This is a genomic window from Janthinobacterium violaceinigrum (assembly GCF_009208555.1).
In the GTDB taxonomy this organism is placed as follows: domain Bacteria; phylum Pseudomonadota; class Gammaproteobacteria; order Burkholderiales; family Burkholderiaceae_D; genus Janthinobacterium; species Janthinobacterium violaceinigrum.
Genome location: NZ_WFLI01000002.1, coordinates 188,334 through 204,766 on the forward strand (window position 1 = coordinate 188,334; position 16,433 = coordinate 204,766).

The window sequence follows — 16,433 nt, forward strand, 5'->3', positions numbered from 1 at the left end:
AAATCCCTGTCGTGATGCGGCGCGGAGAACCAAGCTTGCAGCATGGTAGCCGCGCCAGAACTGTGAACCCGTGAAACTGCAATGCGAAAGACTGCAAGGCGAAAACAACCATTCTCGCCGAAAACAGGGCATTTTATCAAATTAAACATGGTGAACGGCCGCATTTGACGCCGATTCTGCCACGCCGGGCCATTTGAACGGCAAGCGGGCGGGCGCCCTCTTCATCTTCCCTTAATCTTGCCCCATTACCATGGTACAAGCACGCACTGCCGCTGTGGCGCCGAACATTGCGATTTGGAAAGGATGTTGCTTTTTAGTCGCTCTTTTCTGTCATTTATGGCATGCTTACGCCCTTGGCCGCGGCCCCCAGTTTGGCCCCGCGCGTACCGATCAACCGACACGACCAGCCCCCCGATATCGCCATGAAACTCCATGCCAGCAGCACCCAACAATACCAGACTGTCACCGGCTATGACGAAAACGGCGTCGAGATCAATGCCCAGCCGTACAACTACAGCCTGATCGTCATGCCGGAAACGCCGCCACGCGCGTGGGAAGTGGCCAGTTTCGAGCAGCTGAACGAGGCGCATTTCGCGCAGATCCTGGCCGACGCACCCGACGTGGTCATCCTCGGCACGGGCGAACGCCAGCGTTTCGTGCATCCGAAGCTGACGGCCGCGCTGACCATGCGCCGCATCGGCGTCGAATGCATGGATAGCCAGGCAGCTTGCCGCACATACAACATCCTGATGGGCGAAGGCCGCAAGGTCACCCTGGCCCTGATCCTGGCCCCGGGCGCGGGCAGCGCTGCATGAAGCTCAATATTAACGAACTGCACTCGTCGCGGGTGCTGATGTGGTCCCTGCTGGGCATCTTCATCGTCGTCACCCTGTATGCGCTGGGCGTGCGTACCCTGGTACCGCCCGACGAGGGCCGCTACGCGGAGATGGCGCGCGAAATGTTCATCACGGGCGACTGGATCACCACGCGCCTGAACGGCATCAAATACTTTGAAAAACCGCCGCTGCAAACGTGGATGAATGCGCTGACCTTCGCCGCCTTCGGCCTGGGCGAATGGCAGGCACGCCTGTGGACTGGCCTGTGCGGCATCATCGGCGTGTGCATGACGGCGTATGCGGGCAAGAAAGTGTTCGGTCCCCGCGTGGGCCTGTATGCGGGCCTGGTGCTGGCGTCGAGCCTGTTCTGGCTCGCTTCCGGCCAGATCAATTCGCTGGACATGGGCCTGTCGGGCATGATGACGCTCACCCTGGGCAGCCTGCTGGTGGCCCAGCGCGACGAGGCCACGGCGCGCGAGCGGCGCAACTGGATGCTGGCCTGCTGGGCCAGCATGGCGCTGGCCGTGCTGGCAAAAGGGCTGATCGGCATCGTGCTGCCGGGCGCCGTGCTGGTGCTGTATTCGCTGTGCGCACGCGACTGGCGCATCTGGACGCGCTTGCACCTGGTCAAGGGCTTGCTCGTCTTCTTTGCCATCGCCACGCCATGGTTCGTGCTGGTCGCCCTGCGCAATCCGGAACAGCCGCATTTCTTCTTCATCCACGAGCACTTCCAGCGCTTCCTGATGAAGGGACACAAGCGCGAAGGCGCCTGGTACTACTTCCTGGTCCTGCTCATTCCCGGCATCCTGCCATGGATAGGCGTGCTGCCGCAAAGCCTGGCCGCCGCCTTCCAGCGCCAGGATGGCGCTTTCCAGCCCCGTTTGATGCTGCTGGTCTGGGCCGTCTTCATTTTCTTCTTCTTCAGCTATTCGACCTCGAAGCTGCCCGGCTACATCGTGCCCATCTTCCCCGCGCTGGCGCTGATGGTGGCGCTGTACCTGGAATCGGCCTCGCGCCGCCAGCGCATGCTGGCCGCCGGCCTGCTGTGCGTGCTGGGCGCGGCCATCCTGATCGGCGGGCCGATCGCGTTCGGCAAGGCCAGCGCACGCGACGCGCAAGCCCTGATCGCGCTCAAGGGCTACCAGCCTTGGCTGATGGCGGCCGGCTTCTTCGCCCTGGCCGGCGGCGCCCTGGCCCTGCTGCATGCGCGCCAATTGCGCCGCGACATGACCGTGCTGACGATCGCCGGCGCCGGCTTCCTGGCCACGCACTGCATCCTGGCCGGCTCCGAACTGTATGGCCAGAACCGCGCCGGCACGGACATGCTGCCGCAGATCCAGGCCGAACTGACGGCCGATACCAAGCTGTACTCGGTAGGCATCTATGAACAGTCGCTGACCTATTATCTGCAGCGGCCCGTGATCCTCGTCGATTACTGGGATGAGTTCACGTTTGGCCTGAAACAGCAGCCCGAATTGTCCATGCCGACCATCGAGCCGTTCATTACGCAGTGGACCAGCGATGCCAATGCCGGCGTGCACGACATGGCCATTATCAGCCTGAACCGTTACAAGGATTTGCAGCAACGTGGCGTGCCCATGCGTGTCATTGCCGAAGATGCGCGCCGCATGGTCATTGCCAACAAATAAATAGTTAACTGGGGCGCGAGGCAGTACGGCTCGCGCCCCACGGCCAGCTTTGCCCCGCCCCCGCACCAGCAGGATTTTTCACCGCTGAATGGGCTGCGCCACCATACTAACGATATAAAATAGCCATGCCTGCCGGCGGCCCTGACCGTACTGGCAGCCTTGGCGATACCGATACCCTGACAAAATACAGATCCAAGAACCGCGCCCATGACCTCTACCCTGCCCTTTTTGCCTTTTTCCAAACCCACCATCGATGAAGCGACCATCGCCGCCGTCGGCGAGGTGCTGCGCTCGGGCTGGATCACCAGCGGCCCGAAAGTGCAAGCCTTCGAAGCCCAGCTGTCCGAATATTTCGGCGGACGCCCCGTGCGCACCTTCAATTCGGGTACCTGCACCATGGAAATCGCGCTGCGCATCGCCGGCATCGGCCCCGGCGACGAAGTCATCACCACGCCCGTGTCGTGGGTAGCGACGGCCAACGTCATCATCGAAGTGGGCGCCACGCCCGTGTTTGCCGATATCGACCCCGTCACGCGCAATATCGACCTCGACAAGCTGGAGGCGGCCATCACGCCCCGCACGAAAGCCATCATTCCCGTCTACCTGTCGGGCCTGCCCGTCGACATGGACCGCCTGTACGCAATTGCGGACAAGTACAAATTGAGAGTCGTGGAAGACGCGGCGCAAGCGTTCGGCTCCACCTGGAAAGGCAAGCGCATCGGTTCATTTGGCGACTTCGTCTCGTTCAGCTTCCAGGCCAACAAGAACATCACCACGGGCGAAGGCGGCGCGCTGGTCCTGAACAACCTGGAAGAAGCAAAGCTGGCCGAGAAATACCGGCTGCAGGGCGTCACGCGCAGCGGCGTCGACGGCATCGATGTCGATGTGCTCGGCGGCAAATACAACATGAGCGACATCATGGCTGCCATCGGCCTGGGCCAGTTTGCCAATATCGAAGCGATCACGGCCCACCGCCGCGCACTGGCACGCCACTATTTCGCGCAATTCGGCAGCGATTTCGAAGCGCAGAGCGGCGCCCAGCTGCCCGTGCAGGATTTTGAGAACAGCAACTGGCATTTGTTCCAGATCATCCTGCCCGACAATGGCCCCGGCACGCGTGCCGCGTTCATGCAGCAAATGGCGCAGCAAAACGTGGGAACGGGCTATCATTACGCACCGATCCACTTGTTTACCATGTACCGCGAACGCGGCTTTACCGAGGGCATGTTCCCCGTCTCGGAAAAAATCGGCCGCCTGACCGTGACCTTGCCGATGTTCTACGCCATGACGACACAGGACGTGGAGCGGGCCGTCGCCACCGTCAAATCCATCCTCATCAAGTGAGCAGCGCGCCGATGAAACCTGAACTGTCCATTATTATTCCCATCTACAACGAGCAGGATGGCCTGGCCAGCCTGTTCGCGCGCCTGTACCCGGCCCTGGACGCCTTGCAGACCAGCTACGAGATCCTCTTCGTCAATGACGGCAGCCGCGACAATTCGGTGGCCATCCTGGCGGAACAGTTCCGCCAGCGCCCCGACGTCACGCGCGTGATCTTATTCAACGGCAATTATGGCCAGCACATGGCCATCCTGGCCGGTTTTGAAGCTTCGCGCGGGCAGATCATGATCACGCTCGACGCCGACCTGCAGAATCCGCCCGAAGAAATCGGCAACCTCGTGGCGAAGATGCGCGAAGGCTACGATTACGTGGGTTCGATCCGCCGCAAGCGCCAGGATTCCGCCTGGCGCACCCTGGCATCGAAAATGATGAACCGCTTGCGCGAGCGCATCACCAACATCAAGATTACCGACCAGGGCAATATGTTGCGCGCGTATGGCCGCAATGTCATCGACCTCGTCAACCAGTGCGCCGAAGTCAATACCTTCGTACCCGCCCTGGCCTACACGTTTGCCCGCAAGCCTACGGAAATTACCGTCGAGCACGAGGAACGCTCGGCCGGCGAGTCGAAATACTCGCTGTACAGCCTGATTCGTCTCAATTTCGACCTCGTCACGGGCTTTTCGCTGATTCCCCTGCAAATCTTTTCCATGCTGGGCATGGCGATGTCGCTGGGTTCGGCATTGCTGGTGATCTTCCTGCTGGTACGCCGCTTCCTGCTGGGCGCGGAAGCCGAAGGCGTGTTCACCCTGTTTGCCATCGCCTTCTTCTTCATGGGCGTGATCCTGTTCGGCATCGGCCTGGTGGGCGAATACGTGGGACGCATCTTCCAGCAAGTGCGTGCCCGTCCCCGCTATGTGGTGCAAACCATCTTGCAAGACGGCATGACCCAGGCGGAAGCCGAGGCGCCGTCGTATGTGCGCCTGGAAAAGCGCCAGGTGGGCCGCTGATGGGCGCCCCGCGCGCCGTCGTCTTCGGCTACCACAATGTGGGCGTGCGCTGCATCAAGGTGCTGCTGGCCGGCGGCGTCGACATCGCCCTGGTCGTTACGCATGAGGACAGCCCCACGGAAAACCTGTGGTTCGAATCCGTCGCCAGCCTGTGCCGCGAAGAAGGCATCCCCTACATCACGCCATCGGACGCGCGCGCGCCCGAGCTGCTGGCGCAGGTACAGGCGGCAACACCGGACATGCTGTTCAGTTTTTACTACCGCCACATGTTGCCAGCTAGCATCTTGGAAGTCGCTCCTGCCTACAATATGCATGGCTCGCTGCTGCCGCAGTTCCGCGGCCGCGCGCCCGTCAACTGGGCCGTGCTGCATGGCGCCACGGAGACGGGCGCCACCCTGCATGAAATGACGGTCAAGCCCGACGCCGGCGCCATCGTGGCGCAGACGGCCGTGCCCATCCTGCCCGACGACACGGCTTTCGAAGTCTTCGGCAAGGTCACCGTGGCAGCGGAACAAACGCTGTGGGGCGTGCTGCCGGCCTTGCTGGACGGCACGGCGCCACGGCTGTTGAACGATTTGCGCCAGGGCGGCTATTTTGGCGGCCGCAAGCCGGAAGATGGCCGGGTCGACTGGAAGTTACCCGCGCAGCAGGTGTACAACCTGCACCGGGCCGTGGCGCCTCCCTATCCCGGTGCCTTTACCGAAGTCAATAATGTCATTTACATCATCGAAAAAGCCCGTTTGAGCAAGCGTTCCGCAGGAAGTTTGCCACCGGGCTTGGCGGTAGTGGATAATTGCATCTTTGGCGTCTGCGGAGACGGCCGCATGCTGGCCATTTCCGCGCTGAGGGCTGCCGGGGAGCCGGTTTCGGCTCAGCAATTGCAAGCAAGTCTGACCGCCCGCGTCAGCACACACTGATATCACACAAGAGAATCTCATATGAAAAAAGTCCTCATCTTAGGCGTCAACGGCTTCATCGGCCACCACCTGTCCAAGCGCATTCTGGAAACCACCGACTGGCATGTGTATGGCATGGACATGAACACGGACCGCATCACGGAATTGCTGGAAGATGACAACTACAAGTCGCGCATGCACTTCTTCGAAGGCGACATCACGATCAACAAGGAATGGGTCGAGTACCACATCAAGAAATGCGATGTGATCCTGCCGCTGGTGGCCATCGCCACGCCATCGACCTACGTCAAGCAGCCGCTGCGCGTGTTCGAACTGGACTTTGAAGCCAACCTGCCTATCGTCCGCTCGGCCGCCAAGTACGGCAAGCACCTGGTCTTCCCGTCGACTTCGGAAGTGTATGGCATGTGCCACGACGAAGAATTCGATCCGGAAAATTCGGAACTGATCTGCGGCCCGATCAACAAGCCGCGCTGGATCTATTCGAACGCCAAGCAGCTGATGGACCGCGTGATCTGGGGCTACGGCATGGAAGGCTTGAACTTCACCCTGTTCCGTCCATTCAACTGGATCGGCGCCGGCCTGGATTCGATCCACACGCCGAAAGAAGGTTCCTCGCGCGTGGTGACGCAATTCTTCGGCCACATCGTGCGCGGCGAGAACATCTCGCTGGTCGACGGCGGCGCGCAGAAACGCGCGTTCACCTATATCGACGACGGCATCGATGCATTGATCCGCATCATTGCGAACAAGAATGGCATCGCCAGCGGCAAAATCTACAACATTGGCAATCCGATCAACAATTACTCGATCCGCGACCTGGCCGGCATGATGCTGACCCTGGCTGCCGAGTACCCGGAATACGCCGAAGGCGCGAAACACGTGAAAATCGTGGAAACGACGTCGGGTGCCTACTATGGCGCCGGCTACCAGGACGTGCAGAACCGCGTGCCGAAAATCACGAATACCTGCGAAGAACTGGGCTGGGCGCCGACCACCACCATGGCCGATTCCCTGCGCAATATCTTTGACGCCTACCGCAGCCAGGTAGCCCAAGCCAAAGCCTTGATGGATTAATGTTGAGCAAGCCGTTCCTGACCCTGAAGATCGACGTCGATACCTATCGCGGCACCCGCGAAGGCATGGGCAATCTGGTGCGCATGCTGGCCGCGCACCAGGCCAAGGCCACCTTTCTGTTCTCGCTGGGCCCCGACCACACGGGGTGGGCCTTGCGGCGCGCCTTGAAGCCCGGTTTTTTCAGCAAGGTGTCGCGCACTTCGGTGGTCGAGCACTATGGCTTGAAAACATTGATGTACGGCACCCTGTTGCCGGGACCCGATATCGGCAAGCTCTGCGCGGCGCAAATGCGCGCCGTGCGCGATGCCGGTTTCGAGTGCGGCATCCACACCTGGGATCACACCCTGTGGCAAGACAATGTGGCCAGGCGCAACGCTGCCTGGACCATCAACATGATGCGCAAGGCCGCCAACCGCTACGAGCAGGTGTTTGGCGTGGCGCCGCACACGCACGGCGCGGCCGGCTGGCAAATGAATGTCAGCGCCTTTGTCGAGCACGACACGGCCGGCTACCGCTTTGCCTCCGATGGCCGCGCCATGCTCGACGCGCGCGGCGCCATGCTGCATCCGACGAATGGCCCGCACCGCGTGCGCAATGGCAACACGATACTCAACTGCGTGCAATTGCCCACCACCCTGCCCACCCTCGATGAGCTGCTGGGCTGCGAAATCGACGGCAAACTGATCACGACCGGCAATGTCGCCGCGCATATCCTGTCGCTGACGGCGGAAAACCCGCGCGATCACGTATATACCTTGCATGCGGAACTTGAAGGACAGAAACTCGCCCCCATTTTCGAACAACTGCTGGCTGGCTGGAAAGCCCAGGGCTACCAGTTTGCAGCGATGGGCGATTATTATGAAAAGATAAAAGATACGGATTTGCCCGTTTGCCCCGTTACCTGGGATGAGTTGCCTGGGCGTTCCGGACGCCTGATTGTGCAGGGCAAAGCGGCTTGAATGCTGTATTGTTGCACCTGGATGCGTTGCCAGATAAAAAAACAGCGCTGATGATCACCGTTCAGGAGAGAACCTGTGGCTGATAGCCAATCCCTCGTTAGCATACCCGACTTTAGCGCCGCCATGACCAGCGGCAAGACCTTTCAATTGCTGGGCCGCCCGGCCAAAGCCACGGTGCTGTTTTTCTATCCGAAGGACAACACTCCTGGTTGCACCACTGAAAACATCGCCTTCCGTGACGCCTATCCGCAATTTACCGCCGCCGGCGTGGAAATCTACGGCATCAGCCGCGATTCCCTGCGCTCGCACGAAAGCTTCAAAGCCAAGCTGGACCTGCCGTTCGAGCTCATTTCCGACCCGGACGAAGCCGTTTGCCTGCTGTTTAACGTCATGAAGATGAAACAGATGTACGGCAAGACGGTCCGCGGCGTCGAACGCAGCACGTTTGTGATTGACGCCCAGGGCCGATTGGTGAAAGAATGGAGAGGCGTGAAGGTCGCAACTCACGTGGAAGAAGTGCTGGAATTCGTGGCGCGTCTGAATTGATCGGCTTTTTTGATCACATGCGCGTTGCCGGCTTACAGCGAGCTTAGTTCAACCGCAGTCCAGTTCACGGTACCTATCGCCATTTTGAGTCAACGAAGCGCCTCCACCCACTCCGCCAGGCGGGCCTGCAGCCCGCCGATGGCGTCCATGACCGGCCATGCTGCCGGCCTTCCGGCAGTTTCTCGTCCTGTAGCATTGTTGTTCCCCCGCATCCACCCCATGAGAAGTGCCGCCAGAAGCTGGCTGCCCATGGGCGATTCATTCCAGAAATTTTTTGATTGAGATCCTGATGCCACTGCCAAAATTACCGAGCAAGCCAGCCACCATCCTGGCCACCCAAGATTACCCAACCGCAGGCGCAGCGCGCCCGGCCACCAAAACCCCGGCAGCCAAGAAAGTGGCTGCACCGATTATTGAAGCGGCGATCGCCGAAGTTGCCAAGCCGGTCCGCAATGCGGCCACGAAGATCAAGCAAGTGGCGGCCCTGATGGTCGCCAAGCCAGCGCCGGCTGCGGCCCCCCCCGCTGCCGCGCCTGCTGCCCCTGCAAAAGCCTCGCCGGCCGCAAAAGGCAAGGTCACGCCGATCAAGTCCGTCAAGCAGGCCGAGCAGCCGCATCCGGCCAAGCACAAGGCCGTGGAAGTGCAGCTCAAGTCGTCCGCCAGCCGCGCCGCCGACCAGCGCGGCATCAGCAAGCTGTTCGTGCTCGACACCAACGTGCTGATGCACGATCCATCGTCGCTGTTCCGCTTCGAGGAACACGATGTGTACCTGCCGATGATGACCCTGGAGGAGCTGGACAACCATAAGAAGGGCATGACGGAAGTGGCGCGCAATGCACGCCAGGTCTCGCGTACCCTCGATGCCCTGATCAGCAATACGGATGACGACGCCATCGAGCATGGCATCCCGCTGTCCAAGCTGGGCAACAAGGATGCCAAGGGCCGCTTGTTCTTCCAGACCCGCCTGCAAAGCGCCGACCTGCCGGCTGGCTTGCCAGTTGGCAAGGCCGACAACCAGATCCTGGCCGTCGTGCGCTCGCTCGAGTCGGAACAGGATGGCCGCCCCGTCGTGCTGGTGTCGAAGGACATCAACATGCGCATCAAGGCGCGCGCCCTGGGCTTGCCGGCCGAAGACTACTTCAACGACCATGTGCTGGAAGACACGGACTTGCTGTACTCGGGCATCGTGCAATTGCCGGACGATTTCTGGAACAAGCATGGCAAGGACATGGAATCGTGGCAGGAAAGCAAGAACGGCTACAGCTCCACGTTCTACCGCGTGACGGGACCGTTCATTCCATCGTTGCTGGTCAACCAGTTCATCTACCTGGAACCGAAAAACGGCGAAACGCCGTTCTACGGCCAGGTAAAGCAGATCAACGGCAAGACGGCCGTGCTGCAAACCCTGCGCGACTTCAGCCACACGAAGAACAATGTGTGGGGCGTGACGGCGCGCAACCGCGAGCAGAACTTCGCGCTGAACCTGCTGATGAACCCGGAATGCGACTTCGTCACCCTGCTGGGTCAGGCCGGTACCGGCAAGACCCTGCTGGCCCTGGCCGCGGGCCTGGCGCAAGTGCTGGAAACCAAGCTCTACAATGAAATCATCGTGACCCGCGTCACGGTGCCCGTCGGCGAAGACATCGGTTTCCTGCCAGGCACGGAAGAAGAAAAAATGTCGCCATGGATGGGGGCCTTCGACGACAACCTGGAAGTGCTGAACAAGTCCGACTCCGATGGCGGCGAATGGGGCCGTGCGGCAACGCAAGACCTGATCCGCTCGCGCATCAAGATCAAGTCGCTCAACTTCATGCGCGGCCGCACCTTCGTCAACAAGTTCCTGATCATCGACGAAGCGCAAAACCTGACGCCGAAACAGGTCAAGACCCTGGTCACGCGCGCCGGTCCCGGCACGAAGATCCTGTGCCTGGGCAACATCGCCCAGATCGACACGCCGTACCTGACGGAAGGCTCGAGCGGCCTGACCTACGTGGTCGACCGCTTCAAGGGCTGGACCCACAGCGGCCACGTCACCCTGGCCCGCGGCGAGCGTTCGCGCCTGGCCGACCACGCCAGCGAAGTGCTGTAAGTTGTAACGGGCGGCACCAGCCGCTTCAGTCATTGAAAAGCCCCGGCCGCAGCGATGCGGACGGGGCTTTTTTCATGTGCGCGAGTTTTCCCCGCGGCATGGTCTAATACCGCTCCTTTCTTTCAGGACACCGTATCCGATGCATCCCGCCCTCCAGTTGCTGTTCTGCCTAGTCCTCTTCATGGTCATCCACATTTCCGTCATGGCCGCGTGCGCCCGCGCCTTTGGCATCAGCGTGCGCACGGTCAGCTATGGCGTGGGGCCAACGCTGCTGGCGGTGGGGAAAGTCCAGCTCAAGCTGCTGCCGCTGGCCGGCAATGTGGCACTGAAAGATACGCGCGAAGAAACCTTGTATGACGACGATCCCTGTCTTGACGCCTACAACTTCCAGCCCCTGTGGAAGCAGGTGCTGCTGCCGCTGAGCGGCGTGGCCGTGCTGCTGGCCCTGGCGCTGGGCATCCTGGGAATGCAGGGCTGGAACAGCTTTACGGCAGCGTTCGGCCAGATCGTGCATGGGGCGCTGGCGCCCATGAGCACGGCACAGGAACTGCTGGGCGAAGGTGATGCGTTTGCCCGTACCCACGGCTTTGCCGCGGTATTCGCCCTGCTGTCGCTCAAACTGTGTGCGTTCAACCTGCTGCCGTTTGCCGGCCTGAATGGCGGCCAGGCGCTGCTGGCCATCGCCCGCGGCGGCCAGCCGTACGTGGCGTGGGAAGAGTCCGTGACGAAGTGGCTTTTGCTGCCGGGGCTGGCGATCTTGCTGGCGTGGCTGGTGGCGTTCGGCTGGTATGGTTTGAAAGCAATGGCAGCCTGATTGCCACCGCGCAACCAGTACCTGCCGGCAGCATGCGCTGACCGGCAGGCTGGAGTGCAAAAGACGCTTAATTCACCCGCTTGGCCGGCATGTCCTGCCCTTCCTGGCGCAGTACCAGTTGCTCGGTCTTGCCGTCGGCACCCTTGCTGAAACGCACTTCCGCATCGACTTCGTTCGAGAAGAAGGCCATCTCGCTCATGGGCAGCATGGACAGCTTGCGGAAACCCGTTACCTGGGCAAAGAACTTGTCGCCTTCGCGCGTCACTTCCAGGTACACCTCGGGCGCCAGCGCATAGCGGCCCACGTAGGCGTCGAATTGCGCGGGCGTCATGGCAACCACGGCCCGGGCCGGCTTGACGGCGCTGGCCCGCTCATGCACGGACTTCGACTCGCCGCCATCGTTGAGGATCAGCTGGGCTTCGCCTTTCGGCCCCCGCTCGAACTCGGCAGTGGTGAGCGTGTTTTCAATCAGAAAACCATTGGGCGAGTAGGCCAGCATGCGCTGCGCCGGGCGTCCTGTGCGCTGCAGCAGCAAGGTGCCCTCGAAGTTGCGGATCGTGTAGCCGGCCTTGTCATTGATGGCGTACACGCCCGCATATGCATCGAGGATGGCGGGCTTGAGCGTGATGACCTTGATCTCCGGATAAGGCCGGCCCACGGCGATGGCGGCCGCCTTGCGGGCCACCACGTCCGGATCGACCAGGCCCGTGTCCGAGTTTTCCAGCACGGCCACGTAGACTTTTTCCTTCGGCAAGCGCATCGCATACGTGGCAAACCCATTGATGCCGCCGCTATGGTGGATGACGGGGGTGTTTTGCCAGGTGCCCACCTTCCAGCCCAGGCCGTTACGGGTCGCCTTGTCATCGTTCAGCCTGGCCGGCGTGAACGCCAGCTGCCAAGTGGCGGCCTTGAGCAGCTTGCCATCCGAAATGGCCGCATCCCAGCGCGCTAGGTCGTCCACGGTGGAAACGAGGGCGCCGGCCGCATACGGCTGCGTCATGCTCAGGTGCAAGTTCGGCACATAGGCCTCGCCCGAACGGCTATGCCCGGCCGCGCGCGTGGCAGGCTGGCGCTCGTGGCCTTCATAGGCCGTATCGTTCATGCCCAGCGGCACGAAGATCTGCTGTTCCACAAACGTGGCATACGGCTGGCCCGACGCTTTTTCAATGATCGCGCCCAGCAGGAAATAGCCCGAGCTGCTGTAATTCCACCGCGTGCCCGGTTCAAAGTCGGGCGGATCGTTCTTGAAGAAGTCGATCATCTGCGCCACGCTCAAGTCTTTCGTGCTGTTGGGCACGAATTCCGGCTTGCGCGTGTAATCGTGGATGCCGGACGTGTGCGCGAGCAGCTGCCCGATCGTGATTTTCTTGCCGTGGGTCGGGTAATCCGGCAGGTATGTCGTGATGTCATCGGTGATGGCCAGCTTGCCCTGGTCGGCCAGCAGCAGGATGGCGACGGCCGTGAATTGCTTGGAAATCGACCCCAGGCGCAACGTCATGTCCGGCGTCAGGGGCGTGCCTTCCTGCACGCTGGCCAGGCCATACGCCTTGCGCAGCAGCGGCTGGCCATCCTTGACGACGATGACGATGGCGCCGGGATCGCCAGCCTTGTAATACGGCGCGATGCTAGCGTCGATTTGCGCGGCCAGCGCTTGCTGCTGCTGGCTCAGGGGCGCCGGCTGGCCGGCCCAGCCGGCAGGCGCTTGCAACAGGATCAGGGTGGCGAGACAGATGCTGGAAACTTTAAACATGCAGATCACTTTCACAGGAAGGATAAACAGGCTTGGTCGCTCCCCTGGCGGCGGCTATCGGGATGGCGTATTTGCTTTAGGAAATATTTCCAAATCGCTCATTCAGCCTAACAGAGGCAACCTGAGCAATTCTATCCATTTGTCACATTGATAATTCATGCTGGCCCAGCGCTATGCATTTCGGCATAGCTGTCGTATGCTCGAAGCATTGCCTGACGGCCATCGCAAAGGATGCATCATTCTCACGCTCGATACCTGCGGCAAGCACCTGGCCCTGTGGGCCATTCGCGCCTACCGGCGCTACCTGTCGCCATGGAAAGGTTTTTCCTGCGCCTACCGCGTGCTGACGGGGCGCGACAGCTGTTCCGCCTACGGCTACCGGGTCATCGCCCGCCATGGCTTGCGCACAGGTTTACCCTTGCTGCAACGGCGCCTGCGCGCCTGCGGAGAACGGCACCGCCAGCACCTGGCGCTGCCGCCACCGGCACGCCGCAGTGCGCGCCGCCAGGCTCAGGCGGGGTACTGCGACTGCGACGTGCCCTTGCTCGACTGTGCCTGCGACTGCGCGGACGTGGCAAATGTGCTCAACTGCAGCTGGCCAGGCCGCAGCAAGCACCGGACGTGGTTCCGCAACGACTATGCAGCCAGTGCCGCATTGAAACGGCAGCAGGAAGAACACCGCAAGAAGCTGCGCCAAGGACGGGATGCCGGCCACTGAATTCACACATTAACTTACAAATGAAATATTCATTCATGAAATGAATAAGACCCATTATCACTGTGAATTGGCCGGAAGCGGAACGGCGGCCTATACTCATGCCGTCTCCCCTACACTGCGTCCCATGCACACCCAGCTCAGCCCGCACACACTGCGGGCTTTTTGTTCCCGGCACTTGCCACTCTGCCATTCCACACAATGGTTTTTCCATAACAAGAACAGGGCGCGGTTTCTCCCGCCACCCCAGCACCCGACAGGGAGCCCATCATGATCGTGCGCGAGCGTCCATCGGCGCTAAGGCTGTTCCTCGTGGTGCGCGGCTCCGTCCTGCCGCGCATCCGCACCACCCTCATCGTCAACACGCTGATCGCCACCCTCGTCACCTGGTGCCACGGCACCCTGTTCGACCACAAGGTCATCCTGACCACCATCCCGTTCACCCTGATCGGCTTGCCCCTGGCCATCTTCCTGGGCTTTCGCAACACGGCCGCCTACGACCGCTACTGGGAAGCGCGCAAGCTGTGGGGCGAACTGGTGTTGCGCAGCCGAAATTTCTCGCGCCAGTGCCAGACCATGATACGCAGCGACACGCCGGCCCACGCCAGGCTGGGCCTGGACGATGTCCGCGTGCGCATGATTTACCGCACCATCGCCTTTTGCCACGCGCTGCGCCACCAGCTGCGCGACACGCGCGGGCCGGACGAATTGCAGCCGCTGCTGCGCCCGGTCGAATGGGAAGCCGCTTGCAAGGCCGCCAATCCGTCCGACTATCTGATGCTGCAGATGGGCCACGACCTGGCCGGCTGCATACAGCAGGGCCGTATCGACAGCATCCTCGCCACGCAGATCGATAACACGGTCTCGGCCATGGTGGCGGCGGGCGCCTCGTGCGAACGCATCCGCAGCACGCCGATTCCGTTCTCGTACTCGCTGCTGCTGCACCGCACGGCGTATCTGTACTGCTTCCTGCTGCCCTTCGGCCTGGTCGATTCGCTGGGATTCATGACGCCTTTCGTCGTCGCCATCGTCGCCTACACTTTCTTTGGCCTCGATGCGCTGGGCGACGAGATCGAGGAACCGTTCGGCGAAGACGCCAACGACCTGCCCCTGTCGGCCATGTGCCGCGCCATCGAGATCAGCTTGCGCGAATCCGTGCAGGACGACAACCTGCCGCCGCCCATGCAAGCACACGACTATCTGCTTCATTAACGGCCTGCGCGATTGACGTGCGCGAAGAAACGCGATCCCGCTTCCGCTTGACCTTACCACCGGGGCAAGGATTACAGTGGAAGCACTTAACCATTGAAGGAGTGCTTGCCATGTATCAGTTACAAGTTGAAAACATGAGCTGCGGCCATTGCGTCGGCTCGGTCACGAAAGCGGTGCACAACATCGATCCGCAAGCCCAGGTGCAGATCGACCTGGCCAGCAAGCGCGTCACGGTGGAATCGCCGGCCGAACTGGGCGCCATCAGCGCCGCCATCGTCGATGCCGGTTATCCCGTCACCAGCGCGCAATAAAACAGCAAGGACACGACAGCCGGCCGATGCGCCGGCTGTTTTTGTTTACCCGTCCAGTTCAGGGTAATGGCGGAAGATGCCGTCCTCATTGAACGGGATGCGGCGCTTCGACCGCAGGTAGCGGGCGATATTCGGCCGCGCCGCCACGGCGTCGTGCAGCGCGCACAGGGCCGGATACCGGGGCGCCAGGCGCGCCATGGCTTGCGGAAACGCATAGCGCAGGCCCGCCAGCATCTGGAACAGCGACAGGTCACCATACGTGAGTTTTGAACCCACCAGATACTGGCCGCGGCTGTTCAACAGGACTTGGGTGAAGTAATCGAGGAATTTGGGCAAACGTGTTTCGCGGAAATCCGCGCTGCGCAGCAGCGCCGCCTGCTTTTGCTCTGCGTAATATTGATTCATCGACAGCGGGTGGTGCGTGTCGTGCACTTCCGTCAGCCAGTCGGCCATCGTCAGCTGCAGCTGGTTCAGCCACAGCCAGCCGCTTTCCGCGCGCGGCGCCAGGCCCAGGCGCCGGCCCAGGTACAGCAGGATGTTCGGCGTCTGGCCGATCAGCAAGTCGCCGTCGCGCAGCACGGGCGGCGCGTAGGCGGCATGGGGCACGCTGGCGCCATCGAGGCAGGCCAGCATGGCGGGCACGCCCTGCCCCTGGCGCGCGGGCAAGCGGGCGACGTCGCGGTAGTCGGCGCCCGCCTCTTCCATCGCCAGGCGGATGAATTCTCCGCGTCCCTGGATCGTGGGCCAGTAGTACAGTTCATAGGCCATACACACCTCCGTTGATTTACATCAATGGCAACATGCTTTCGCGTCCGCTTCACCGGCCAGGCCCAGGCTTTGCAGGATGGGACAATCGGGCTTGTCGTCGCCGTGGCACGATTGCGCCAGGTGGGCCAGGGTATCGCGCATTTCCGTCAGTTCGGCGATGCGCTGATTCAAATCGGCCACATGGGCCAGGGCAATGCCTTTCACGTCCGCGCTGGCGCGCTGGTCGTTTTGCCACAGCGACAGCAGCTCGCGGATCTGTTCCAGCGAAAACCCCAAGCCCCGCGCGCGCTTGATGAAACGCAAGGCGTGCAAGTCGTTCGGTGTGTAGATGCGGTAACCCGCGTCGCTGCGGGCGCTGGGTTTTAATAAGGAAATGCTCTCGTAGTAGCGTATCATTTTCGCCGATACGCCCGTTTCGCTGGCTGCCTGGCCGATATTCATC

16 protein-coding genes are annotated in these 16,433 nt (G+C 61.5%); 13 read left to right on the forward strand and 3 right to left on the reverse strand.

Features of this window, described 5'->3' with window-relative positions; all coding sequences use genetic code 11:
• The first annotated feature begins 422 nt into the window (after positions 1-422).
• From GCN75_RS02470 to GCN75_RS02515, 10 genes are all read left to right on the forward strand, one after another.
• Positions 423-815, forward strand: a complete 393-nt coding sequence (locus tag GCN75_RS02470; protein WP_152256882.1) for an Mth938-like domain-containing protein — start codon at positions 423-425, stop codon at positions 813-815.
• Positions 812-2,485: a glycosyltransferase family 39 protein gene (locus GCN75_RS02475; RefSeq protein WP_226941027.1), complete on the forward strand. Its 1,674-nt coding sequence runs from the start codon at positions 812-814 to the stop codon at positions 2,483-2,485. Before GCN75_RS02470 ends, GCN75_RS02475 begins: the two co-directional genes overlap by 4 nt.
• Before the next feature lie 207 nt (positions 2,486-2,692).
• Complete coding sequence (locus tag GCN75_RS02480) at positions 2,693-3,829, forward strand: DegT/DnrJ/EryC1/StrS family aminotransferase (protein WP_152281189.1); 1,137 nt, start codon at positions 2,693-2,695, stop codon at positions 3,827-3,829.
• Between the two features lie 11 nt (positions 3,830-3,840).
• Positions 3,841-4,836, forward strand: coding sequence for a glycosyltransferase (locus GCN75_RS02485; protein ID WP_152281190.1), 996 nt, complete (start codon positions 3,841-3,843; stop codon positions 4,834-4,836).
• Entirely contained in the window at positions 4,836-5,753 is a 918-nt protein-coding gene (locus GCN75_RS02490) for a formyltransferase (RefSeq protein WP_152281191.1), read from the forward strand. Before GCN75_RS02485 ends, GCN75_RS02490 begins: the two co-directional genes overlap by 1 nt.
• Positions 5,754-5,774: 21 nt before the next feature.
• Positions 5,775-6,827, forward strand: a complete 1,053-nt coding sequence (locus GCN75_RS02495; protein WP_152281192.1) for a bifunctional UDP-4-keto-pentose/UDP-xylose synthase — start codon at positions 5,775-5,777, stop codon at positions 6,825-6,827.
• On the forward strand, positions 6,827-7,786 hold the full coding sequence (locus GCN75_RS02500; RefSeq protein WP_152281193.1) for a polysaccharide deacetylase family protein: 960 nt from the start codon (positions 6,827-6,829) through the stop codon (positions 7,784-7,786). The genes GCN75_RS02495 and GCN75_RS02500 overlap by 1 nt, the downstream gene beginning before the upstream one ends.
• 75 nt (positions 7,787-7,861) lie before the next feature.
• Positions 7,862-8,332 carry a peroxiredoxin gene (locus GCN75_RS02505; RefSeq protein ID WP_152256888.1) on the forward strand — a complete coding sequence of 157 codons (471 nt, stop codon included), beginning with the start codon at positions 7,862-7,864 and terminating at the stop codon, positions 8,330-8,332.
• Positions 8,333-8,621: 289 nt separating this feature from the next.
• On the forward strand, positions 8,622-10,421 hold the full coding sequence (locus GCN75_RS02510; protein ID WP_152281194.1) for a PhoH family protein: 1,800 nt from the start codon (positions 8,622-8,624) through the stop codon (positions 10,419-10,421).
• Between the two features lie 139 nt (positions 10,422-10,560).
• A complete protein-coding gene (locus tag GCN75_RS02515) occupies positions 10,561-11,235 on the forward strand; it encodes a site-2 protease family protein (protein ID WP_152281195.1) in 675 nt (224 codons plus the stop codon).
• Positions 11,236-11,302: 67 nt separating this feature from the next.
• Here GCN75_RS02515 and GCN75_RS02520 read toward each other — a convergent pair whose 3' ends face one another.
• Positions 11,303-12,985: a serine hydrolase gene (locus tag GCN75_RS02520; protein WP_152281196.1), complete on the reverse strand. Its 1,683-nt coding sequence runs from the start codon at positions 12,983-12,985 to the stop codon at positions 11,303-11,305.
• A gap of 196 nt (positions 12,986-13,181) precedes the next feature.
• Between GCN75_RS02520 and yidD the strand changes: the two genes are divergently transcribed.
• From yidD to GCN75_RS02535, 3 genes are all read left to right on the forward strand, one after another.
• The gene (gene yidD, locus GCN75_RS02525; RefSeq protein ID WP_152281197.1) at positions 13,182-13,703 is read left to right on the forward strand and encodes a membrane protein insertion efficiency factor YidD; all 522 of its coding nucleotides are present in this window, start codon (positions 13,182-13,184) and stop codon (positions 13,701-13,703) included.
• Positions 13,704-13,970: 267 nt separating this feature from the next.
• Positions 13,971-14,912, forward strand: a complete 942-nt coding sequence (locus tag GCN75_RS02530; protein ID WP_152281198.1) for a bestrophin family protein — start codon at positions 13,971-13,973, stop codon at positions 14,910-14,912.
• A 110-nt stretch (positions 14,913-15,022) separates the two neighbouring features.
• A complete protein-coding gene (locus tag GCN75_RS02535; RefSeq protein ID WP_152281199.1) occupies positions 15,023-15,223 on the forward strand; it encodes a heavy-metal-associated domain-containing protein in 201 nt (66 codons plus the stop codon).
• 45 nt (positions 15,224-15,268) lie between these two features.
• Here GCN75_RS02535 and GCN75_RS02540 read toward each other — a convergent pair whose 3' ends face one another.
• Both GCN75_RS02540 and cueR read right to left on the reverse strand, forming a co-directional pair.
• Positions 15,269-15,991 (reverse strand): glutathione S-transferase, encoded by a 723-nt coding sequence (locus GCN75_RS02540; RefSeq protein ID WP_193317353.1) that lies wholly within the window; start codon positions 15,989-15,991, stop codon positions 15,269-15,271.
• Between the two features lie 21 nt (positions 15,992-16,012).
• Positions 16,013-16,432 carry a Cu(I)-responsive transcriptional regulator gene (gene cueR, locus GCN75_RS02545; RefSeq protein ID WP_152281201.1) on the reverse strand — a complete coding sequence of 140 codons (420 nt, stop codon included), beginning with the start codon at positions 16,430-16,432 and terminating at the stop codon, positions 16,013-16,015.
• Between the last annotated feature and the right edge of the window lies 1 nt (position 16,433).